Annotated in this window: 20 protein-coding genes; 16 read left to right on the top strand and 4 right to left on the bottom strand. The window is 66.0% G+C overall.

Annotated elements, in window-relative coordinates; all coding sequences use genetic code 11:
• Positions 1 to 7: 7 nt before the first annotated feature.
• Positions 8 to 679: an HAD family hydrolase gene (locus GUY23_RS09555; protein ID WP_228282182.1), complete on the top strand. Its 672-nt coding sequence runs from the start codon at positions 8 to 10 to the stop codon at positions 677 to 679.
• 66 nt (positions 680 to 745) lie between these two features.
• On the opposite strand, the gene GUY23_RS09550 is transcribed toward GUY23_RS09555, so the two are convergent.
• Positions 746 to 1,555, bottom strand: coding sequence for a RecB family exonuclease (locus GUY23_RS09550; protein ID WP_166971772.1), 810 nt, complete (start codon positions 1,553 to 1,555; stop codon positions 746 to 748).
• Positions 1,556 to 1,683: 128 nt separating this feature from the next.
• Here GUY23_RS09550 and GUY23_RS09545 point away from each other — a divergent pair, with 128 nt between their 5' ends.
• From GUY23_RS09545 to arc, 3 genes are read left to right on the top strand one after another with little or no spacing between them, the layout of a single operon-like run.
• Positions 1,684 to 2,844 carry a site-2 protease family protein gene (locus GUY23_RS09545; protein WP_166971770.1) on the top strand — a complete coding sequence of 387 codons (1,161 nt, stop codon included), beginning with the start codon at positions 1,684 to 1,686 and terminating at the stop codon, positions 2,842 to 2,844.
• Between the two features lie 45 nt (positions 2,845 to 2,889).
• Positions 2,890 to 3,990 (top strand): tRNA (adenine-N1)-methyltransferase, encoded by a 1,101-nt coding sequence (locus GUY23_RS09540; RefSeq protein ID WP_166971768.1) that lies wholly within the window; start codon positions 2,890 to 2,892, stop codon positions 3,988 to 3,990.
• On the top strand, positions 3,987 to 5,639 hold the full coding sequence (arc, locus tag GUY23_RS09535) for a proteasome ATPase (RefSeq protein ID WP_166971766.1): 1,653 nt from the start codon (positions 3,987 to 3,989) through the stop codon (positions 5,637 to 5,639). The genes GUY23_RS09540 and arc overlap by 4 nt, the downstream gene beginning before the upstream one ends.
• Positions 5,640 to 5,655: 16 nt before the next feature.
• Here the strand turns inward: arc and GUY23_RS09530 are convergent, their stop codons facing one another.
• Positions 5,656 to 6,057 carry a DUF3054 domain-containing protein gene (locus GUY23_RS09530; RefSeq protein ID WP_166971764.1) on the bottom strand — a complete coding sequence of 134 codons (402 nt, stop codon included), beginning with the start codon at positions 6,055 to 6,057 and terminating at the stop codon, positions 5,656 to 5,658.
• 32 nt (positions 6,058 to 6,089) lie between these two features.
• Between GUY23_RS09530 and dop the strand changes: the two genes are divergently transcribed.
• The 7 genes from dop (at position 6,090) to GUY23_RS09495 (ending at position 12,216) form a co-directional block, all read left to right on the top strand.
• The gene (dop, locus tag GUY23_RS09525; RefSeq protein WP_166971762.1) at positions 6,090 to 7,619 is read left to right on the top strand and encodes a depupylase/deamidase Dop; all 1,530 of its coding nucleotides are present in this window, start codon (positions 6,090 to 6,092) and stop codon (positions 7,617 to 7,619) included.
• Positions 7,620 to 7,630: 11 nt separating this feature from the next.
• The gene (locus GUY23_RS09520) at positions 7,631 to 7,822 is read left to right on the top strand and encodes a ubiquitin-like protein Pup (protein ID WP_166971760.1); all 192 of its coding nucleotides are present in this window, start codon (positions 7,631 to 7,633) and stop codon (positions 7,820 to 7,822) included.
• A gap of 1 nt (position 7,823) precedes the next feature.
• Positions 7,824 to 8,624: a proteasome subunit beta gene (prcB, locus tag GUY23_RS09515; RefSeq protein ID WP_166971758.1), complete on the top strand. Its 801-nt coding sequence runs from the start codon at positions 7,824 to 7,826 to the stop codon at positions 8,622 to 8,624.
• Between the two features lie 55 nt (positions 8,625 to 8,679).
• Positions 8,680 to 9,369, top strand: coding sequence for a proteasome subunit alpha (prcA, locus tag GUY23_RS09510; RefSeq protein ID WP_166971756.1), 690 nt, complete (start codon positions 8,680 to 8,682; stop codon positions 9,367 to 9,369).
• The gene (gene pafA, locus GUY23_RS09505) at positions 9,370 to 10,773 is read left to right on the top strand and encodes a Pup--protein ligase (RefSeq protein WP_166971754.1); all 1,404 of its coding nucleotides are present in this window, start codon (positions 9,370 to 9,372) and stop codon (positions 10,771 to 10,773) included. It begins immediately after the preceding gene.
• Positions 10,774 to 10,840: 67 nt separating this feature from the next.
• Positions 10,841 to 11,791 (top strand): FKBP-type peptidyl-prolyl cis-trans isomerase, encoded by a 951-nt coding sequence (locus GUY23_RS09500; RefSeq protein WP_228282179.1) that lies wholly within the window; start codon positions 10,841 to 10,843, stop codon positions 11,789 to 11,791.
• 53 nt (positions 11,792 to 11,844) lie between these two features.
• Entirely contained in the window at positions 11,845 to 12,216 is a 372-nt protein-coding gene (locus tag GUY23_RS09495) for an FKBP-type peptidyl-prolyl cis-trans isomerase (RefSeq protein WP_166971753.1), read from the top strand.
• A gap of 87 nt (positions 12,217 to 12,303) precedes the next feature.
• Here GUY23_RS09495 and GUY23_RS09490 read toward each other — a convergent pair whose 3' ends face one another.
• Entirely contained in the window at positions 12,304 to 13,437 is a 1,134-nt protein-coding gene (locus GUY23_RS09490) for a DUF3866 family protein (RefSeq protein ID WP_166971751.1), read from the bottom strand.
• A gap of 40 nt (positions 13,438 to 13,477) precedes the next feature.
• On the opposite strand from GUY23_RS09490, the gene GUY23_RS09485 reads away from it, so the two are divergent.
• From GUY23_RS09485 to GUY23_RS09465, 5 genes are all read left to right on the top strand, one after another.
• Positions 13,478 to 14,500 (top strand): helix-turn-helix transcriptional regulator, encoded by a 1,023-nt coding sequence (locus GUY23_RS09485; protein ID WP_228282178.1) that lies wholly within the window; start codon positions 13,478 to 13,480, stop codon positions 14,498 to 14,500.
• Positions 14,484 to 15,371, top strand: a complete 888-nt coding sequence (locus GUY23_RS09480; protein WP_166971749.1) for a WYL domain-containing transcriptional regulator — start codon at positions 14,484 to 14,486, stop codon at positions 15,369 to 15,371. Before GUY23_RS09485 ends, GUY23_RS09480 begins: the two co-directional genes overlap by 17 nt.
• Before the next feature lie 101 nt (positions 15,372 to 15,472).
• Positions 15,473 to 15,775, top strand: a complete 303-nt coding sequence (gene tatA / locus GUY23_RS09475) for a twin-arginine translocase TatA/TatE family subunit (protein ID WP_166971747.1) — start codon at positions 15,473 to 15,475, stop codon at positions 15,773 to 15,775.
• Complete coding sequence (gene tatC / locus GUY23_RS09470; protein WP_323127116.1) at positions 15,772 to 16,614, top strand: twin-arginine translocase subunit TatC; 843 nt, start codon at positions 15,772 to 15,774, stop codon at positions 16,612 to 16,614. Before tatA ends, tatC begins: the two co-directional genes overlap by 4 nt.
• Positions 16,607 to 19,321: a DEAD/DEAH box helicase gene (locus GUY23_RS09465; RefSeq protein WP_166971745.1), complete on the top strand. Its 2,715-nt coding sequence runs from the start codon at positions 16,607 to 16,609 to the stop codon at positions 19,319 to 19,321. Before tatC ends, GUY23_RS09465 begins: the two co-directional genes overlap by 8 nt.
• Before the next feature lie 73 nt (positions 19,322 to 19,394).
• Here the strand turns inward: GUY23_RS09465 and secA2 are convergent, their stop codons facing one another.
• The gene (gene secA2 / locus GUY23_RS09460) at positions 19,395 to 21,656 is read right to left on the bottom strand and encodes an accessory Sec system translocase SecA2 (protein WP_166971743.1); all 2,262 of its coding nucleotides are present in this window, start codon (positions 21,654 to 21,656) and stop codon (positions 19,395 to 19,397) included.
• Positions 21,657 to 21,658: the final 2 nt, after the last annotated feature.

Below are 21,658 nucleotides of genomic sequence, written 5' to 3'. Positions count from 1 at the left end.
TGGCACCATGACGAATTCTGCCGAAGCCTTCCCTGCCGCGGTCCTCTGGGACATGGACGGAACCCTGGTCGACACGGAGCCGTACTGGATCAGGGCCGAGACCGAACTGATGAACGCCCACGGCATTCCCTGGTCGGACGAGCAGGGGCTCGAGTTCGTCGGCAACGAGCTCATCACCTCGGCGAGGATGATGCAGGACGCCGGCCTCGAACTGCCTGCCGAGGAGATCGTGACGACGCTGATGGATGCGGTGATCGATCAGATCCGCACCTCGGTGCCGTTCCGGCCCGGTGCCCTCGAACTCCTCGCCGAGCTCGTGGCCGAGGGGATCCCCTGCGTGATGGTGACGATGTCGTACCGGCCGCTGGCCGAGGCGGTCATCGCGAGCTGTCCCGCCGGCAGCTTTGCCGGACTCATCGCCGGTGACGAGGTGTCTGCCGGCAAACCCGATCCCGAGCCCTATCTCAAGGGTGCGGCCCTGCTCGGGTTCGATGCCGCTGAGTGTGTGGCTCTCGAGGATTCGAAGCCGGGTCTGGCCAGCGCCGAGGCGGCCGGGACGATCGCCGTGGGTGTGCCCCATCTCGTCGACCTCGAGCCCAAGCCGGGTCGGATCCTGTGGGACGGCCTCGACGGCAGAGGCGTCGAAGACCTGCGCGCCCTGCGCAAGCCGTCGGCCTAGCCTGCGGAACCCGTCGGCCTGGCCGAGCGCTGCTGCAGACGCCTGTCGGTCTAGCCGCCGGTCGGTTCAGACCCCGACGATCTTCGTGATCTCCGGGGTCGGCGGGGCCGAGTTGCCCCAGGCCGGGCACAGTGGTTTGAAGGTGCACCAATTGCACAGCGGAGACTTCTTCGGTCGCCACCGATCGGCTTCGGCCGAGGCAGTGATGTCCTTCCAGATCGCGTCGATCTCGAACTCGGTCTGCTCGATCTCGGTCATCGTCGGATGCGATTTGAGTACGCTGCGCGAACCCAGATACATCAGCTGCAGCGTGTGGACGAGTTCTCCTGAGAGCCGATAGACGACGAGGGCGTAGAACCCCATCTGGAATTTCGCCTCCCGTCCGTACTGGGGCTTCGGCTGTTTGCCCGTCTTGTAGTCGACGAGGCGCTTCTGCCCGCCGGGAGCGACATCGACCCGGTCGATGAAGCCGCGCAGCTCGAGCCCGTTGTCCAGCGTGGTGCGGACGAACTTCTCCGTCTCGTCCGGTTCGAGGTGTTCGGGGTATTCGAGCACGAAATAGGAGTCGATGAGGCGACGCGCTGATGTGAAGAACGTCTCCTTCTCCGATTCGTGAGTGAAGATCTCGAGTACCTCGGGATCTTTCTCCACCAGTTCGTCCCAGGCCGGCATGAGCATCGACTGAGCGAGCTCAGCTGTGCGGTCGGCCGCGGGGGCCGTGAACAGCTTCTCGAGCACCGCATGGACCACGGTGCCTCGGAAAGCCGCCTGCGAGGGCGGCTCCGGCAGTCTGTCGATGCTGCGGAAGCGGAACTTCAGAGGGCATTGGATGAAGTCGTTGGCCCGGGAGGGCGAGAGACTGGTGAGCTCGGCCATATCACCACTGTAACGACCTGCACCGACACGACGTGGCGACCAGCGGCGACGGTGCCGTCGCTGTTAGGCTGAGTAACCGACACTCTGTGGACCTGCTGACCACGACTTCGACCGGAGGAATCCCTTCAATGGCCGCGAAAAACCACCAGCCCGGTGCGTCCTCGGGTCTGCGCCTGGGCACCGTCCTCGGCGCCCCGGTGATCCTGGCATGGTCGTGGTTCCTCGCCGCCATCGTCATCACGATCCTCTTCACTCCCTGGCTCAACCAGGTCCGCCCCGATCTGGGCGTCGGAGCCTGGTTCGTCGCCTTCGCCTACGCCGTCCTCCTCTTCGCCTCTGTGTTCCTCCACGAACTCGCCCACGGAGTGGCCGGACAGTTCTACGGGCAGAAGGTCGCCGCCATCGAGCTCAACATCTGGGGCGGCTTCACCCGGTTCGAACCGCAGGTCGACAATCCGCGCGACAAAGCCGCGACCACGAGCTTCGTCATCTCGATCGTCGGCCCCATCGTCAACATCGTCCTCGCCCTCTTGGGATGGTGGGCGCTGAGTGCGGCCAGCCCCACCTCGGTGCCGTGGCTGCTGCTCATCGCGGTCACCTTCGCCAATGTCGCACTCGGGGCGATCAACCTGCTGCCGGGCATCCCGCTCGACGGCGGCTGGGCGCTGCAGGCGATCATGTGGCGCATCACCGGCTCCCAGTACCTCGGCACGATCGTCGCCAGCTGGGTCGGACGCATCATCGCAGTCGGATTCATCGGCTGGTCCGTCGTCACCCCGCTGCTGGCAGGTGAGCGCCCGGACCCGCTGCAGGTGGCATGGATGTCGCTCATCGCGATCATGCTGTGGTTCTCCGCCGGAGATGCCGCCACCCACGCCAAACGGGCACGGAAGATGGAGACCTACGACCTCTCCCAGGTCATCCAGCCGGCGATCGCAGCGACCTGGGACGCCGGCCTCGCCGACACCCTCGACTATGCGAACACGCTCGGCAATGCGAAGGAACGCACCCTCATCGTCGTCCTCGACCAGAAGGGCCTGCCCTATGGACTCGTCGACAGGCATGCCGCCGCGGGCCGCCTCGCCGAGACGCTCGAGGCCGTTCCCGCCGGCGAGGTGGCCCGTCCGTTGGCCGGCTGGATCGGCGTGCCCAAGGACATCACCGCCCCGCATCTGCTCGAATCGCTGACACACCGTCCCAAGGCTCAGTTCAGCCTGGTCATGGACGGCAACACCCTCGTCGGGGTCATCGACCTCCAAGAGTTCTTCGACGAGCTGCTCGCCGCCTGAGCCGGTTGTGTGAGGCAATCCTCACCAGCGTAGAGTGGTGTCATCATGACTCAGGCACTCCATACCCGGCCTCCGCGCGTTCTCTCCGCGAGCGAGAAGGTCCAGCTCACCGATCCGAAGGGGCGTATGCACACCATCGTGCTCGCCGAGGGTGAGACGTTCCACACGAACAAGGGGCTCATCAGCCACGACGACATCATCGGTCGGACCGAGGGAATCATCGTCTCGAACACCGGGGGAGTGGACTTCCAGGTCTTCCGGCCCAGGTACGAGGACTTCGTGCTCTCGATGCCCCGCGGGGCCGCGGTGGTCTACCCCAAGGACTCCGGACTCATCGTCACTCTCGGCGACATCTTCCCCGGAGCCGTCGTCGTCGAGGCCGGAGTCGGCTCCGGTGCTCTGTCGATGGCGCTGCTGCGGGCCGTCGGCCCCACCGGCTCCGTCCACTCGTTCGAACTCCGCGAGGAGTTCGCCACGATCGCGAAGGGAAATATCGCCGACTTCTTCGACGGCGAACCGGAGAACTGGTCCGTGAGGGTCGGTGACCTCGCCGACACGCTGCCGCAGACCTTCGGCCCCGGCTCGGTCGACCGGGTCGTGCTCGACATGCTCACCCCCTGGAACACCCTCGACTCGGTCAGCGAGGCCCTGGCCCCGGGCGGCATCGTCATCGCCTATGTCGCCACCGTCCCGCAGCTCTCCCGCTTCGTCGAGGCCCTGCGCGCCTCGCAGAAATTCGCCGAACCCGAATCGATGGAGGCCATGGTCCGCGGCTGGCATGCCGACGGTTTGGCTGTGCGTCCCGACCACCGGATGATCGCGCACACCGGGTTCCTCATCATCGCCCGCCGGATGGCCGACGGCGTCGCCCCGCTGGAGAAGAAGAAACGTCCTGCAGCCGCGACCGCCGCGCCGGAGGACGTCAGTGCCTGGACCGATTCCGAGGTCACCGAGGCGGCGATCGGCGCCCGCACCGCCCACGGCAAGAAGCTGCGCCGGGTGATGCGCGATGCCGGCAGACGACTGCGCGACGCCGACCGACCCGGCGGCCCACCACCCGGGTCCGGGACGGCAGCCCCCGCCGGATCAGCAAACCCGACCAGCACCGCATCCACGACCAGCACAGAGTCGGAGGAGGAACGATGACCGAGACACCGACCGAGATGAAGCGCCTGCGCGAGGACACTGCCTCGCTGCGCCAGCAGCTCTACACCGCCGGCAAGCGCAATGAGGCCCTGTCGAAGACCCTCCGCACGGCCCGTGATGAGCTGGGTAGGATCAAGGAGGAGGCTCGGCGTCTGACCGAGCCGCCGAACAACTGGGGCACCCTCATCGCCCTCGATGAGTCCGGTGTCGCCGCTGACGTCATCGTCGGAGGGCGTCGGATGCGCGTGGCCGTGGCCCCCGAGGTCGAAGCCACCCAGCTGCGGGCCGGAGCCGATGTGCTCCTGTCCGAAGGGCTCGTCATCATCGGCACCGGCACCTTCGCCTCGGTCGGCTCGGTCGTCAACGTCCGTGAGTTCGTCGATGAGACGCGCATCCTCGTCGGTGCTCCCGGTGACGACGAGCAGGTCTTCGTCCTCGCCGCCGACCTCATCGACACGGGTCTGCGCGTCGGCGATGCCGTCGTCGTCGACACCCGCACCCACTACGCGCTGCAGGTCGTCGAGAAGCCGGAGGTCTCCTCGCTGCTGCTCGAAGAGGTCCCGGACATCACCTATTCGGACATCGGCGGCCTCGCCGACCAGATCGGTCTCATCAAGGACGCCGTCGAACTGCCTTTCGCACACCCGGAGCTCTACACCGAGCACGGGCTCAAACCGCCCAAGGGCATCCTGCTCTACGGCCCGCCCGGATGCGGCAAGACCCTCATCGCGAAGGCCGTGGCGAACTCGCTGGCCGACCGCACAGGTGAGGAACGCACCCGCAAGACCTACTTCCTCAACATCAAAGGTCCCGAGCTCTTGGACAAGTACGTCGGCGAGACCGAACGTCAGCTGCGTCTGATCTTCGCCCGAGCCCGGGAGAAGGCGTCGGCCGGGTTCCCCGTCGTCGTCTTCTTCGACGAGATGGAGTCCCTGTTCCGCACTCGCGGCACCGGCAAATCCTCGGATGTGGAGACGACGATCGTCCCGCAGCTGCTCACCGAGATCGACGGCGTCGAACAGCTCGACAACGTCATCGTCATCGGTGCCTCGAACCGTGAGGACCTCATCGATCCCGCGATCCTGCGGCCCGGCCGCCTCGATGTGAAGATCCGCATCGAACGGCCCGATGCCGATGCCGCCCGCGACATCTTCGAGAAGTATCTGACCGTGGATCTGCCGCTGCACACGAGCGTCCACGAGGGGCATTCGACTCCCGCCGAGGCGGTGTCCGCCCTCATCGACTTCTGCGTCGATCGGATGTACGCCCAGTCACCGGAGAACGAATTCGTCGAGGTCAGCTATGCCGACGGGTCGAAGGAAGTGCTCCACTTCTCCGACTTCGCCTCGGGGGCGATGATCCACAACATCGTCGACCGGGCGAAGAAGTCGGCGATCAAGTCGCTGCTGGAGACCGGTGAGCGAGGACTGCGCCGCGACCACTTCGAGGCCGCCATCGCCGAAGAGTTCAGCGAGCACGAGGACCTGCCGAACACGACGAATCCGGACGAATGGGCACGGATCTCCGGGCGGAAGGGCGAACGCGTCACCCATCTGCGGATGATGCACCTCGACACCACCCGGGGTGCCCCGGCGGTGCCCTATGAGATCGACGTGGCCGAGGTGCGGCCGAACTCCGACCTCGTGTGAGCCGAGGAGGATCGGGTCAGCGGCTGCGCTTGCGGCCCGATCCTCCGGTGACGGCGGTGGCGATGATGCGCCACCCGACGAGGGTGATGAGGTTGAGCGTGGTCGCCACGATCATGAAGCTCACCGGCACCATGCCCGGCTCGCCGCCGGCGCCGATGATCCCGCGGATGACGAGCCCGATGAGCACGGTGATCGCCCACACTCCGGCGCCGGTGGCCAGAGGCGAGATCGGGCGATCCCAGACTGCGCTGAGCATCCATGCGATGACGAGGGCGGCGACGAACGGCCATGCCGTGATCATCAGCCCCTGCGGCTCGAAATTGTGAGAATGTGTGTAATGACCGACGATCGTGAACAGAACCACGAGGATGAGGTCGACGATCAGTGCGATCGGGAGATGGGATTTCTTGACAGCCACGTCCCCGAGTCTAGACCTTGGAGGAAGAACAGATGCTCAGAGTCCAGCGCGTCATGGGATCGGAGACCGAGTTCGGTCTCAGCCAGCCGGGCAACCCGCAGGCGAACCCGATGCGCGACTCGGCGCGTGTCGTCGACGCCTACGCCGGACCGCGCGGGCTGAAGTCATCGCAGAACTTCTGGGACTTCGCCGCCGAATCTCCGTTGGCCGATGCGCGCGGGTTCTTCATGAACATCGCCGACGCGGACTCCTCGCAGCTCACCCATATTCCCACCGATGAGGTCGAGGCGCAGTATCTGGCCAACGTGGTCACGGAGAACGGCGCACGTTACTACGTCGACCACGCACATCCCGAATACTCCTCCCCGGAGGTGCTCACACCCCGCGACATCGTCACCTTCGACCGGGCCGGCGACCTCGTGGCGCTGGCCTCCGTGCGGGCCCTGGAATCCTCGGCCGAACCGGTCAACCTGTACAAGAACAACACCGACTCCAAAGGGTCGTCCTACGGCACCCACGAGAACTACCTCGTCGACAGAGGCGTCGACTTCGACGACATCGTCGCCGGCCTCATTCCGTTCTTCGTCTCCCGACAGGTCCTCTGCGGCTCCGGACGAGTGGGCATCGGACGTGAAGGGGAGGGCAAAGGGTTCCAGATCTCGTCTCGCGCGGACTTCTTCGAAGCCGAGGTCGGCCTCGAGACGACGCTGCGCCGCCCCATCGTCAACACCCGCGACGAACCCCACGCAGACCCGGCGAAGTACCGGCGCCTGCACATCATCATCGGCGACGCCACCCTGGCCGAACCCGCGACCTTCGTGCGCTTCGGCGCCAGCTCCCTCGTCCTCGCCCTCATCGAAGCGGGTCAGGCCCCGCGCATCGACCTCGCCGACCCGGTACAGTCACTGGTCGACGTCAGCCACGACCTCACACTGAGCGTTCGACTTCCGCTGGCCGACGGCACCACGACCAGCGCCCTGGAGATCCAGGAGGCCTTCTACGCCGCATGCGCCGAACACGCCGACCACGACGATCCCGCCACCGCCGAGGTGCTGGCCGAATGGCGACGGTTCCTCGACGGTCTCGCGAATGATCCGCGCAGCCTTGCGGATTCCATCGACTGGGTCGCCAAATGGGTCCTGCTGGAGAGTTACCGGACCCGCGAGAGCCTCGATTGGGATCACCCGAAGCTCGCCCTCATCGACGTCCAGTATCACGACGTGAGGCCGGAGAAGGGACTGTTCTACAAGCTCGAACGGGCCGGACGGATCCGCCGGATGACCACCGATGCCGAGGTCGAAGCGGCGGTGACCAACGCTCCCGACGGGACGCGGGCGTTCCTTCGCTCGGTCGCGGTGGGCCGCCTCGGCGAGGAGCTCGTCGCCGCCAGCTGGGACTCTCTCGTCCTCAACGCCGGCGGCTTCGGCATCGTGCGCCTGCCCATGCAGGAACCGCTCAAGGGCACCCGTGCGCTGCTGGCCGAACGCATCGAGGGAATCGAGACCGCCGAGGCCCTGCTGGAGGCCCTCGGTGTGGATAGACTGAGCACGAAGAACGACTGAAGGGGTGTGAGATGAGCTCGCAGGAACAGTTCCAACACGACAAATCGACCGGTGGGGGTGACGCACCCGTCGACCCGCCGGAGGCGGTCCAAGGTCAGATCAACACCCAGAACGTCGATTCCATCCTCGACGAGATCGACGGTGTGCTCGAATCGAACGCAGAGGAGTTCGTCAAGAACTTCGTGCAGAAGGGCGGCCAATGAAATGGCAGGATTCCCTCCTGCATTCTTGAGTTCGACGAGCAACTCGTTCGTCGAACTCGCCCGCTCCCTGGCACCCGAGGTCCTGCCGCGGGGCGGGGGCAGGGACCTGTCCGAGCAGTCACCGGAGGGCACGACGATCATCTGCTTCCGGACCGCCTCGGGCATCCTCATGGCCGGGGATCGGCGGGCCACGATCGGCAACCTCATCGCCTCCCATTCGATGGAGAAGGTCAGGGCCGCCGACGACTACTCCGTCATCGGCATCGCCGGCACGGCCGGAGTCGCCCTCGACCTCATCCGGCTCTTCCAGCTCGAACTCGAGCACTACGAGAAGATCGAAGGAGCCCGTCTCTCGCTCAACGGCAAGGCCAACCGCCTGGCCGCGATGCTGCGGGGCAACCTCGGCCTGGCCATGCAGGGCCTGAGCGTGGTTCCCCTGTTCGCCGGGGTCGACGAGGTGACCCCGCACGGACAGATCTTCAGCTTCGACGTCACCGGCGGAAAATACGAAGAGCACCGCTTCCACGCGATCGGCTCGGGATCCGGCTTCGCCCGTGGGGCGCTGAAGAAGCTGTGGCGGCCCGAACTCGACCAGGACCAGGCGATCACCGTGGCCGTCGAGGCACTCTTCGACGCCTCCGATGACGACTCAGCCACCGGGGGACCGGACTTCGTCCGTCAGATCGCCCCGACGATCTTCACCGTCGACCTCGCTGAGGGAGTCACCGAGATCGATTCGGCATCCGTTCTGACCACCGCCGCCGAGGTCGTCGACCGTCGCACCCGGACCGCCGGGGCATGAGCGGCATGAGGACAGCGCCCACGACAGTGCGCCCGGCACAGCGAAAGGACCGGTCATGAGCCAGGCCCCGTTCTACGTCTCACCCGAACAGCTGATGAAGGACCGCGCCGACTTCGCGCGCAAGGGAATCGCTCGCGGCCGCTCGGTCGTCGTCCTCCGCTACGACTCCGGCATCCTGCTGCTCGCGGAGAACCCCTCGCCGACCCTGCACAAGATCGCGGAGATCTACGACCGGATCGGCTTCGCCGCCGTCGGCAAGTACAACGAATTCGAGACCCTGCGACAGGCCGGGGTCCGCTACGCCGACCTGCGCGGCTACTCCTACGATCGCATCGACGTCACCGCCAGGGGCCTGACGAACGCCTATGCGCAGACCCTCGCCGGGGTCTTCACCACCGAATCGAAGCCCTTCGAAGTCGAACTCGTCGTCGCCGAACTCGGCGTCACCGCGGACGCCGATCAGCTCTACCGGCTCAGCTACGACGGCTCGGTCATCGACGAGACCGAGCACGTGGCCATCGGAGGGCAGGCCGATGCGATCACCGCATCCCTGTCCGGGCTGCGCACGTCCACACTCGACCTGGCCGCCGTGTTCAACCACGGCGTCGCAGCACTAGCCGCCGCCACCCGGACGAACCTGCCCAACGAGGACCTCGAGGCCGCCGTCCTCGATCGCACGACGCACCGGCAGCGGACGTTCCGCCGTCTCGACGAGACGACGATGGCCGAGCTGAGGAAGGACTGAATGGCACGCATCTTCGGACTCGAGACCGAATACGGACTCGCGCACACCGCCGCTGCTGACGGGCGACGCATCGGACCGGAGGAGATCGCCCGCTACCTCTTCCGTCCCGTCGTCGAATGGGGTCGGTCGTCGAACGTGTTCCTGCCCAACGGGTCGCGTCTCTACCTCGACGTCGGTTCGCATCCCGAATATGCGACCGCAGAATGCGACGACCTCTCCGACCTCCTCGCCCAGGACCGGGCAGGTGAGGGTCTGATGATCGACCTGCTGCACAAGGCACAGAGCGCACTCGAAGCCGAGGGCATCGGCGGTCGGGTGCACATGGTCAAGAACAACACCGACGCGGCCGGGAACTCCTACGGCTCGCACGAGAACTTCCTCATCCGCCGCACCCTCGACTTCAACCGTCTGACGACAGTGCTGCTGCCCTTCCTGGTCTCCCGCCAGCTGCTCGTCGGCGCCGGCGCGGTGATTCCCCGCCGGTCGGCCTTCGCCCCCGACGAGGTGGCCGACCGCTCGGAGATGATGTTCGGCCTCTCCGCTCGCTCCGATGTGATGTGGGAGGGTCTGTCTTCGGCGACGACCCGGTCACGGCCCATCATCAACGCCCGCGACGAACCGCATGCGGATGCGGAGAAGTACCGGCGTCTGCACGTCATCGTTGGTGACTCCTCGATGTCGACGACCACCTCGGCGCTGAAGATCGGTTCGGCCGTCCTCATGCTCGACCTCATCGAACAGGGGGCACGGATCCCGGAGAACGGGCTGCGCCACCCGGTGCGCGACATCCGGCTCGTCGCCCGGGACCTCACCGGGTCCGTCGTGCTCGAACGCACCGACGGGACGACAACGACCCCGCTCGGGCTGCTGGAGGACTATCGGGATCGGGCACAGAGGCTCGTCGACAGCGGCGATCACAGCCTCGGCGACGAAGAGCTCGCCCGCTACGTCATCGACCTGTGGACGCGGATGCTCACCGCCGTCGAATCCCAGGACTTCAGCGCCGTCGACACCGAGATCGACTGGGTGATGAAGCGCACCCTCATCAAACGGTCGATGGCGCGCGGGAGTGAGGACATCACGGATCCGCGCATCCACCGACTCGACATCGCCTACCACGACATCACACCGGCCACCGGACTGTTCCCGAAGCTGGAGGCGGCCGGGATGGCGACGAGCCTCGTCCCCGCCGCCGCGGCAGAGAAGGCCAAGGTCGAACCGCCTGCGGGCACCCGCGCGGCCATCCGCGGCGAATTCGTCCGGGCCGCGCACGCGGCCCGGAGGGACTACACGGTCGACTGGGTGCACCTGCGGCTCAACGACGAATCCGGCCGGGCCGTGGCGCTCAAGGACCCGTTCGCCACGACTCACCCGCAGGCGGAAGCACTCATCGCGGGCCTGTAAGATCGCCCTGTGATCCGGTCGGGTCCGCCGATGCGCGGCGACGGCCACTCGTGAGGAAAGGAAACCAGTGCGCACCAAAGTGCTCAGCGCCATCGCGGCGGGTCTGCTGCTGCTCTCGGCCTGTGGGCAGGGCGACGAGTCCGACGACTCGACCACGCCGCCGCCGTCCGTGGCCGCCCAGGATGCGAAGTCGACGAGTCTCGACGACGTCACCGTCAAGGGGAAGTCGGGGGAGAAGCCGAAAGTCAGCTTCGATGCACCCCTGGTGATGAAGAAGACCGAGAAGAAGGTCCTCGAACAGGGCAGGGGCGACAAAATCGCCGACGGCGAACAGGTCACCGCACAGATGACGCTGGTCTCCGGCACGACCGGCAAGGTCGTCGAATCGAGCTACGATTCGAAGTCGCCCGCCGGTTTCCCCATGGACAAGTCACAGATCTCCGGGGACCTCTACGACGCGCTCATCGACGTCAAGACCGGATCCCGCGTCATGCTCACCCTCAACGGCAGCGCCGAACAGGGCGAGGCCTCGCAGACACTGGTCTACGTCATCGACGTCGAGAAGGCCGAGAAGCCGCTGACCCGCGCCGAAGGCAAGAAGGCCGACCAGTCGGACAACCCTGTGAAAGTGGACTGGGCCGACGACGGTGCGCCGTCGATCTCGAAGCCGAAGGGCGATAAGCCGAAGAAGCTCGAGACCTTTGCCACGATCGAGGGCGAGGGGCCCGAGGTCACGAAGGGCCAGAGCGTGTCGGTGAAGTACTCCGGCTGGCTCTGGGACGACACCTCGAAGGCCTTCGACTCGAACTGGAAGAAGGGCGGACAGCCCTTCCCCGTCTCGCCCGTAGGCGATGCTCAGGTCATCGACGGATGGAACGAGGGCCTCGTCGGCCAGAAGGTCGGCAGCCAGGTCGTCCTCATCGTGCCGCCCGACAAGGGCTACGGTGAACAGGGCAACGACTCGATCCCGGGGAACTCGACCCTGATCTTCGTCGTCGACATCCTCTCGGCCCAGTAGACAGACAACCACCCACACCGACCGTGACGAACGGTCAGCACAGGAGGAGACACATGAAGCAGAAGCCAGAAGTCGATTTCCCCGGCGGCGAGGCACCCACCGAGCTCGTCATCGTCGATGACATCATCGGCGACGGCGCCGAGGCGGGACCCGGTGACACCGTGAGCGTGCACTACGTCGGCGTCGCCCATTCCACGGGTGAGGAGTTCGACGCCTCATACAACCGCGGCACCCCGCTGGAGTTCCGCCTCGGGTCGGGCATGGTCATCACCGGCTGGGACCAGGGAATCCAGGGCATGAAGGTCGGTGGCCGTCGGACCCTGCAGATCCCACCGCACCTGGCCTATGGAGACCAGGGCGCCGGCGGCGTCATCCAGCCCGGTGAGAGCCTCATCTTCGTCTGCGATCTCGAGAACGTGCGCTGATCACAGACTTTCGCTGATCAGGCACCATCCTTGATCACAGATCCTCGAGGTCGGGGCCGGACTCTGTGGAGCCCGGCCCCGACTCATTCACACACGGATGAGTTCGGCGGCATGTCGTCCCGCCGCGGCCGCGGCGAGGAACGACGCCGCATCCGCCGGGAGCCTGCGACCCATGGTCGACAGGCCCACAGGTGAGGTGCCCAGCCCGGCCCACAGTCCGGTGAGGTCCATGTCGAGCAGGTCATGCATGCTCAGCCGTTCGAGCTGTTCGGACATGATGCCCTCAACCACTCGGGGGTCTGGATCCATCTCGCCCAGCTCCGCCTCGGTGAGGGTGGAGAAGTCGGGCACCGGCACCTGCACTCCCGGACGGGCGATCTCGGTCAGAGCGGTGAGCGTGTGGTGCGAGATGCCGAAATGGCGACCGCGGGCGTCAGCGTTCGACATCCGCAGCACGCCGACGGGAACGCCGTCGAGGAGTGCTGCGGCATTGAGATGGTCGCCGGTGACGAGCCCGGAGAAGCCGTACTTCGTGCCCGTGCCCAGATTGCCGGGTCCCTGCGCCACGATGGTGATGTCGGCCTCCATGACGTGCCGGGCGGCGAGCAGTCCGGTGTGGATCGTCACGGCTTCGAGATCCCCACCCCAGGACTGTCCGGTGCTGATCGACCCGGTCAGCCAGCCGGCATCCTTGAGACCGGCCACGGCCTTCGAGAACGGGGCCGGCAGTGCCGCACCGTCACTGAGGACATAGGCGATGCGCAGCGACGGATCGACGGATCGGATCCCGGCGATGACGGCCGGCAGCGCCGAATGCAGGTCGGCGACGAGAACGGGCATGCGCTCCAGGCGCTCCGCCTCGGTGAGCACGGCATGGTGGTCGGACTCCTGATCGTCGACGCCGAGGACCATCGTCTGCAGCGGTGAATACCGGTCTTTGACCAGATGTCCCGGGCCGTTCGGAGGATCGGCCGGCAGCGCATCGGGCAGGGCCACGATGAGCCCGAAACCGCCGGTGCCGAGCCGTTTGGCCAGAGCCGAGACGTTGACGATGACGGTGTCATCGATCTGCGGATGGCCGATCGCATCGGTGTAGGCGATCGCACGGATCGCGGTCACCTGCGAACCCGGCAGCGCCTCGTCGAGTTCGACCTCGACCTCTGTGTATCCTGGCCGGGTGGAACGAATCGCTGAGACGAATCCTCTGCGCCAATGAATCATGGTCCCAAGACTATCGCCCGGCTTGAGTTACGGTGGAATCGTGAATACACCCCGCCCCAGCAGACAGAGGCAGCAGACCGAGCGTCTGATGAACCTGCTGATCGCCCTCCGCGCCTCCCGCGGATGGGTCTCGCGCAAGACGCTGATGACCGCCATCGACGGCTACAGCGGCCTCGACGACATCGCCTTCGACCGCAAGTTCTCCCGTGACAAGGAGCTGCTGCGACACATGGGCATCACCATCGCCACCCGGGCCGAGCACGATGCCTACGGGGACGCGGGGGAGACCGGCTACCGGATCTCGGCGGACGACTATGCGATGGACGACGTCGACCTCACCCCGGCCGAGGTGGCGGCGGTGACCGTGGCGGCGGCGTTCTGGTCCGAGACGGAGCTCGGTGACTCGAGCGCCCAAGCGCTGACGAAGCTGCGGGCGCTGGGAATCGACCTCGATGAGGCTGGTCCCGGTCGTGGCGCGATCGAACCCGGAACCGCGGCCAGGCGCCTGGCGAGTGCGAACTTCGCCGACGCTCTCCACCACATCAACGCGCGCGAAGCCATCGGATTCACTTATCACAAGCCCGGGCAGACCGCACGCAAGGTGCGTCTGGAACCCTATGCTCTGCTCAGCCGCGGCGACCGCGTCTACCTCTTCGGCTTCGATCTCGACCGGCAGGCCCGCCGCACCTTCCGCCTCTCCCGTGTCGACGGCAGGATCGGCAAGCTCGGCGGGCGCGAACCCGGCGACTACACCATCCCTGCGGACTTCTCCCCGGAACTGGCCCTGCAGTCGAGTTCGGAGATGGCCGTCGTCGCCGAGGCGAAACTGGCCATTCGCGCGCACCGGGCCGATCCGCTGCGGCGTCGGCAGATCCGGGAGGAGGAGGGGGCCGTGATCATCGAGTACTCCGATGTGCATGCTCTCGCCGCCGAGATCGTCGGTTTCGGAGACGCCGTCGAGGCTCTCGCCCCGGCCGAGCTCGTCCGCGCCGTCGACACCCGACGCGACACCATCCGCTCATCACTGAACCGGTTGGGAGGCGCAGATGTCCTCAGCGCGTGAGCGACTCACCAGGCTGCTCAGCCTCGTGCCCTATCTCGATGCCCATCCCGGGGCCGATCTCGAGGACACCGCCGCCTACTTCGGCATCGACTCGGACACCCTCATCGACGACCTCGAGCTTCTCTTCGTCACCGGCCGTCCCGGTCACATGCCCGATGACCTCATCGACGCCTCGTGGGAAGGCGGGCAGATCTTCATCTCCAACGCCGAGGAGGTCTCCGTCCCCGTGCGACTGAGCGCGGAGGAAGCCGGCGTCCTCGTCCTCGCCCTCGACATGCTCTCCTCCCTGCCCGGACTCGACTCTGCGGCCGTGGCCACTGCCGCAGAGAAGCTGCGGGTAGCGGCGGGAGAGAACCTGCGCACCGCGGTCGATGTCAGCCCCATCGATGCCGATGAGCAGCTGCTCGCGGCACTCAAGGAGGCGATCGAGACCGAGTCGGCGCTGCGCATCGACTACTATGTCGGCTCGCGCGACGAGCTGACCACCCGCACGATCGCCCCGACGAACCTCGTGCCCGGGGCCGACTGGTATGTCGATGCCTGGTGCTACTCCGCGGGAGCACCGCGCCGCTTCGCACTCAGCGCCATCCGCTCCTGGGAGAGCACCGAGCATCCGCCGCTGGCGGTGAGCTCGGCGACGCCGCACACTCGGGAGGTGACTCTCGGACTCTCAGCGCGCGGCGCATGGCTGGCCGATGAACTCGATGTGACCAAGCGCGAGTACTCCGAGTCCGGGGACACGAGCGTGCGGATTCGGATACTCGTCCACTCGGTGGACTGGCTGAGCAGGTTCCTGCTCTGCCATGCCGATGTCATCACGGAGATCGACGACACCGAGGCGGTCACGGTCGCGCTCGAGCGCCTCGGCTGAGGTGCAGGTCACTCCCGCGCGAACCGTCTGGGTGCGTGGATGAAAGGCTCAGCCGCACAGCGTAGAATCATCCCCAGCATCAACAATCCAAGGAGCTCCCAATGAGACCAAGTTTCGTGCAGATCGCGATCGTGATCCTCATCATCGTGATCATCTTCGGTGCGCCCAAACTGCCGCAGCTGGCCCGGAGCCTGGGACAGTCGATGAAGATCTTCAAATCCGAGGTCAAAGACCTCCGCGATGACGACGACGATGCACAGAAGTCCACCGAACCGGGCACACTGGGGCGCAGCTCTTCGAGCGATTCCGCCTCGTCGACCGGAACCTCAGGTGTCTCCGGTGACCGCACCGGCACTGATGAGGCGAGCCGTGAGAAGCAGGACCCACAGTCTCACGAGAAGTGAAAGAGAACAGTCAGCGGAAGCCGTCACGGTCACGGAAGAAGAACCCTGAGAAGAAGATGCCCGTCGTCGGGCATCTCGTCGAGTTGCGCAACCGTGTCATCATCGCTGCGATCGCCATCGCTCTCGGTGCTGTCGCCGGGTGGTTCCTCTACGACCGAGTCCTCGACATCCTCCAGGAGCCGATCCGCACGATCCGCGACGACGGCGGACGGATGGCCGAGATCAACTTCGCGGGTGTGGCGTCCCCATTCGACCTGAAGATCAAACTCTCGTTCTTCATCGGACTCTTCCTCTCCTGCCCGATCTGGCTCTATGAGATCTGGGCGTTCATCGTCCCGGGTCTCAAGCGCAAGGAGAAGCTGTATTCCCTCGGCTTCCTCGGGGCGGCGATTCCGCTGTTCCTCGCCGGTTCGACGATGGCGTTCTTCGCCCTGCCCAACGCCGTCAAGGCCCTGACCTCGTTCACCCCGACCGGTGGAACGAACATCATCCCGGCTCAGGACTACCTGAGCTTCGTGATGATCATCATCGTCGTCTTCGGCCTCGCTTTCGTCCTGCCCGTGCTCATGGTGGGGCTGAACATGCTCGGCATCCTGTCCGCGGAGCGGATCAAGAAGTCGTGGCGCATCATCGTCATGCTCGTGTTCCTGTTCGCCGCGATCGCCACTCCCACTCCCGATGCGATGTCGATGTTCTTCCTCGTCATCCCCATGATGACGCTGTTCTGCCTGGCCTGGGTGATCTGCCTGTTCAATGATCGCCGGAAGAAGAAGCGCCTGATCGAGCAGGGACTGTGGGTCGACCCGGACGAGACTATCGACGAAGAGAAGAATGACTGATATTCCAGAGAGCCCGAACTCGGCGGAAGAGACCCTGAGTCCCTCCGCCGCCTACGCCGACTTCAAGGCACGCGCCGATTTCGCGCGCACGCCGCTGGGCCGGTTCATGGACCGCACTGAGTTCGAGCTCGACGACTTCCAGCTCGAAGCCTGCAGCCACTTACAGGACGGTGAGGACGTACTCGTCACGGCGCCGACCGGGGCCGGGAAGACCCTCATCGCCGAATTCGCCGTGGAGTTGGCCCGTGAGGAGGGCAAACGGGTCTTCTACACCACCCCGATCAAGGCGCTGAGCAACCAGAAGTTCAACGATCTCGCCGAGGTCCACGGTCCGGAGAACGTCGGTCTGCTCACCGGTGACACCTCGATCCGGCGCGATGCCCCGATCATCGTGATGACCACCGAAGTCCTGCGCAACATGCTCTACAACGATGTGGAAGGGCTGTCCGACCTCGGATTCGTCGTCCTCGACGAGGTCCACTACCTCGCCGACCGGTTCCGCGGCCCGGTGTGGGAAGAGGTCATCATCCACCTGCCCGACCGGGTGCAGATGGTGTCGCTGTCGGCCACAGTGTCCAATGTCGAGGAATTCGGGGCCTGGCTGCGCGAGGTGCGCGGCCCGACGACGATCGTGTCGACCAGCCACCGGCCGGTGCCGCTGGTCAACCACGTGCTCGTCGGCCACCGCATGTACGATCTGTTCACCCACACGGACTCCGAGCGGATCGATCCGGCCCTCAACCACGCCACGCGCACCCACGGAGGACCACGGTCGCGGCGGGCCCGTGCCACGCGTGCCCGATTCCGCCGTCCCAGCCGCACTCAGGTCGTGTCCTCCCTCGCCGAGGCGGCGATGCTTCCCGCGATCATGTTCATCTTCTCCCGCAACGGCTGCGATGAGGCCGTCGAACAGTACCTGTCGACCGGCGTCGATCTCAATTCGCGCGAGGAGAAGACGATCGTCAACGCGGCGTTGGAGTCGCTGCGGGAGGAACTCGCCGACGAGGACCTCGGCATCCTCGGTTATCACACGTTCCGTGAGGGCCTGCTGCTCGGTGTGGCGGCTCATCATGCCGGGATGATCCCCCAGTTCAAACAGCTCGTCGAAGAGCTGTTCTCGCAGGGGATCATCAAGGTCGTCTTCGCCACCGAGACCCTGGCCCTGGGCATCAACATGCCCGCCCGCACCGTCGTGCTCGAGAAGCTCGTGAAGTTCAACGGCGAGGCCCATGTGACGATCACCCCGGGGGAGTACACCCAGCTGACCGGAAGGGCCGGACGCCGCGGCATCGACCGGATCGGCCATGCCGTCGTCGTCTGGCATCCGAGTGTCGAGGTCAGCGAGCTGGCCGCCCTGGCCTCGAACCGGTCGTATGCGCTGAACTCCGCCTTCGGACCGACCTACAACATGACGGCGAATCTGCTGTCTCGGATGAGCTCTGCCGAAGCGGCGAAGGTCCTCGAGACCTCGTTCGCCCAATTCCAGGCGGACAAGGCCGTCGTCGGCCTCGCCCGGAAGGTGCGCAAGAACGAGGCGACCATCGAGGCCTATGAGAAGTCGATGCACTGCGAACTCGGCGACTTCGCCGAATACGCCGGACTGCGCCGAGCGATCTCGGACACGCAGAAGCAGGAGACGCGCACGAAGTCGCGCAACCGGCAACGCGACATCGTCGAGTCGCTCACCGCGCTCAAGGTCGGCGATGTGGTGACGATGCCGGCCAAACGCGTCGGCGGCCGAGCCGTCATCATCGCCCCGATGAGCAGCCGGGACGGCACTTCGCGCCTGCCCACTGTGCTGACCGAGCAGGGCAAGGTGTGGCACCTGCGCCCGCACGAGGTGACCGAGCCCGTCGCCTCCCAGGGCCGTGTGCGCGTACCGAAGAAGTTCAACCACCGGCAGGCCGGCGACCGGCGGCAGCTGCTCTCGATCCTCGAATCGGCCGTCCACGACGGGCGTGTCGACCCGGACGCGCACTGGGAGTCGACCAGGCAGGCTCAGACGGCGTCGACGACCGTGGCCGAGCTGCAGGCGCAGATGCGCGCCCACCCGTGCCACGACTGCCCGGATCGGGAGATGCATGCACGGTGGGCGAATCGGGCCGACAAGCTCATTCGGGAGAACGAGGGACTCATCGGACGTATCGAAGGCCGCACCACCTCGATCGCGCTCGTCTTCGACCGCGTTCAGGATGTGCTGCGCGGACTGGGTTTCGATCCGGCCCATTCGGAGATGCTTCGCCGCATCTACGGCGAACGCGATCTGCTCGTGGCGCTGACGATCCGAGCGGGACTGTGGGACGGGCTGACCGAACCGGAACTCGCGTCCTTCGCTTCGATCTTCGTGTTCCAGTCGCGACGGGACACCCTTCACGCGCATCGGGCACCGAGCGCGGACCTCGAATCCGTCTGTGACGAAGCGGAGACCATCTGGCGTCGCCTCTTCCACCTCGAGGAACAGCACGCTCTGACGACGACCGATGAACCCGACCGGGGCCTGGTCAAGCCGATGTTCCGGTGGACTGAGGGGAAAGCGCTGTCGGAGTCTCTGCGCGGCAGCGACATCGCCGCCGGCGACTTCGTGCGCTGGGCCAAACAGAGCCTCGATCTGCTCGGTCAGATCTCCGAGGTCGTCGACGGTGACACGGCTGTGCGGATCCGTCGCACGATCAATGCGATCCGCCGCGGAGTCGTCGCCGACTCCTGAAAAGTCGTCGCCGTTGCCCGGTCAGCCGATCAGGCGTCGGCGAGGCTCGGCCGACGCCGGTACACGAGTGTGATCAGCGCCTGACCTTCTTGACGATGTTCTCGATATCGGAACCGAACGCGTTCTCCGTGGTCAGATACGTCCACGTCGAGGACGGGCGTTTGAGACCATGGGACTCGAGGTCGATGCCGTCGGCGGTGATCTTGGCCGTCTCAAGAGTCTCTTTCGCATCATCGATGACATCGGTCCAGAAGGAGGAGAAGACGCGGATGGACTCCGCGTTGAAGGCCTCATGCGGCTTCTCCCGCGCGAAGGTCCGCAAGTGGATGCCCTCGCGCAGATCATTGAGGAACGCGAGGTGATCGACCCACCGCGCGTCGAGGTGGAAGAGCATGACCTCGCGCAGCACCGAGTCGAGGACCTCCTCCGACGTCTCGGTGACGATCTCATCGGCCCGGTCGCCGATCTCCTTGCGCAGCTGCGCAACCGGTTCATCGTCCTTGCGGATCTCGGTGCGACGTTCGAGGACGAGTTCGCGCTGTTTGGCCATGAGTTCGTTGAAGCGCCATGTGTCGCGGTGGAGGGCGGTGTTCTGCCCTTCGGCGATGCGCTGGGCGTGTTCGACGAGGCCGAGGGCACGTTTCGAGTCGATGAGCCCGGTCTCGTCTCCTTCGGTGACGAAGCGTTGGATCTCCGGCACACGCGTGAGCAGTTCGTCTTCGAGGCTGGTGAAGAACACGGAGGTGCCGGGATCGCCCTGACGGCCGGCACGGCCGCGCAGCTGGTCATCGAGACGCGACGACGGGTACCGGCCGGCACCGATGACGAGCAGACCGCCGGCCTCGGCGACGTCGTCATCGGCCAGACGGATGTCGGTGCCGCGTCCGGCCATCTGCGTCGAGACGGTGACCGCTGCGGGGGCACCCGCCGCGGCGATGATCTCGGCCTCGCGGGAATCGTCCTTCGCGTTGAGCACTGCGACTTCGATGCCGCGCTCGGTCAGGCGCTCAGCCAGTGATTCGCTCTCGGCCACCGATGACGTGCCGATGAGCACAGGGCGCCGGCGGGAGTGGCTCTCCGCGACCTCCTCGACGATCGCCCGCTCCTTCGACTCCTGGTACGTGTAGAGACGGTCGGATTCGTCGACGCGGATGACGGGCAGGTGAGTGTCGATCGGGACGATCTCGAGTGAGTAGAACTCGCGCAGGTCATCACCGACGGCCAGGGCGGTGCCGGTCATACCGCACACCGTGGCATAGCCGTGGATGAGCTCTTCGACGGTCATCTGGTCGAGGATCTCACCGCTGTCGGTGGTCCCGAGGCTCTCCTTCGCCTCGACGGCGGCCTGCAGCCCGTCGGGCCATCGCTGGAGTTCGGCCACGCGTCCGCGGGATGAGGAGATGAGTTTGATCCGACCGTCGACGACGAGGTAGTCGACATCGCGTTTGACCAGCGCTCGGGCGTGGAGGGCGATATTCACCGCAGCGAGGGTCTCGGAGTCCTCGCCGAAGAGTTCGACGCCCAGCTCCTCTTCGACTCGGTCGACCCCGACATCGGTCAGGGCCACGGCGTTGCGGTCGGCGCTGACCTCGAAATCGGTGTCGGGAGTCAGACGCGAGACGAGGGCCGCGATGGACTCATCGGCGTCCTGCACGCTCGACGAGCCTGCCAGGACGAGTGGCACACGGGCTTCGTCGATGAGTACGGAATCTGCCTCGTCGACGATGACGACATCACGTTCGGGGACCCGCAGGTCCGCGTCGTCGGTGATGAACCGATCCCTGAGCACGTCGAAACCGACCTCCGTCACCGAGGCGTAGAGGACCTCCGCCTGGTACGCCTCGCGTCGTTCGTCGTCCTTCTGCGTGCCCGAGATCGCGGCGGACCGGACACCGAGGAGGTCGAACAGCGGCTTCATCCAGTTGCGGTCGCGCACGGCGAGGTAGTCGTTGACGCTGACGACGTGGACGCGCCGTCCCTGCAGGGCGTAACCGGCCGCGGCCAGCGCTCCGACGAGCGTCTTGCCCTCACCGGTGGCCATCTGCACGACACTGCCCTGAAGCAGACCGATGAGACCGCGCAGCTGCGTGTCGTAGGCGCTTTCGTCGAGGGCGCGCTCACCGGCTTCGCGCGCCAGTGCGCAGTAGCGGGTGAGAGTCTCCTGCTGCGAACCCGAGGCGAAGACCTCGCCGGCCGCCTCGGTGAGTTCGGCGTCGCTGAGCTCGGCGAACTCGCGTCCGGCCGTCGCGATATCGTCGGCCGAGCGATCGAACCAGCCCGTCGTCTTCTCCGCATGAGAGCCGGGTCGATTGAGCAGGCGAGAAAAGAATCCCATTG

It is taken from the genome of Brevibacterium atlanticum (assembly GCF_011617245.1).
GTDB lineage: Bacteria > Actinomycetota > Actinomycetes > Actinomycetales > Brevibacteriaceae > Brevibacterium > Brevibacterium atlanticum.
The sequence above is the reverse complement of the archived record's forward strand: the minus strand, read 5'-3'. Positions and strand labels throughout refer to the sequence as shown.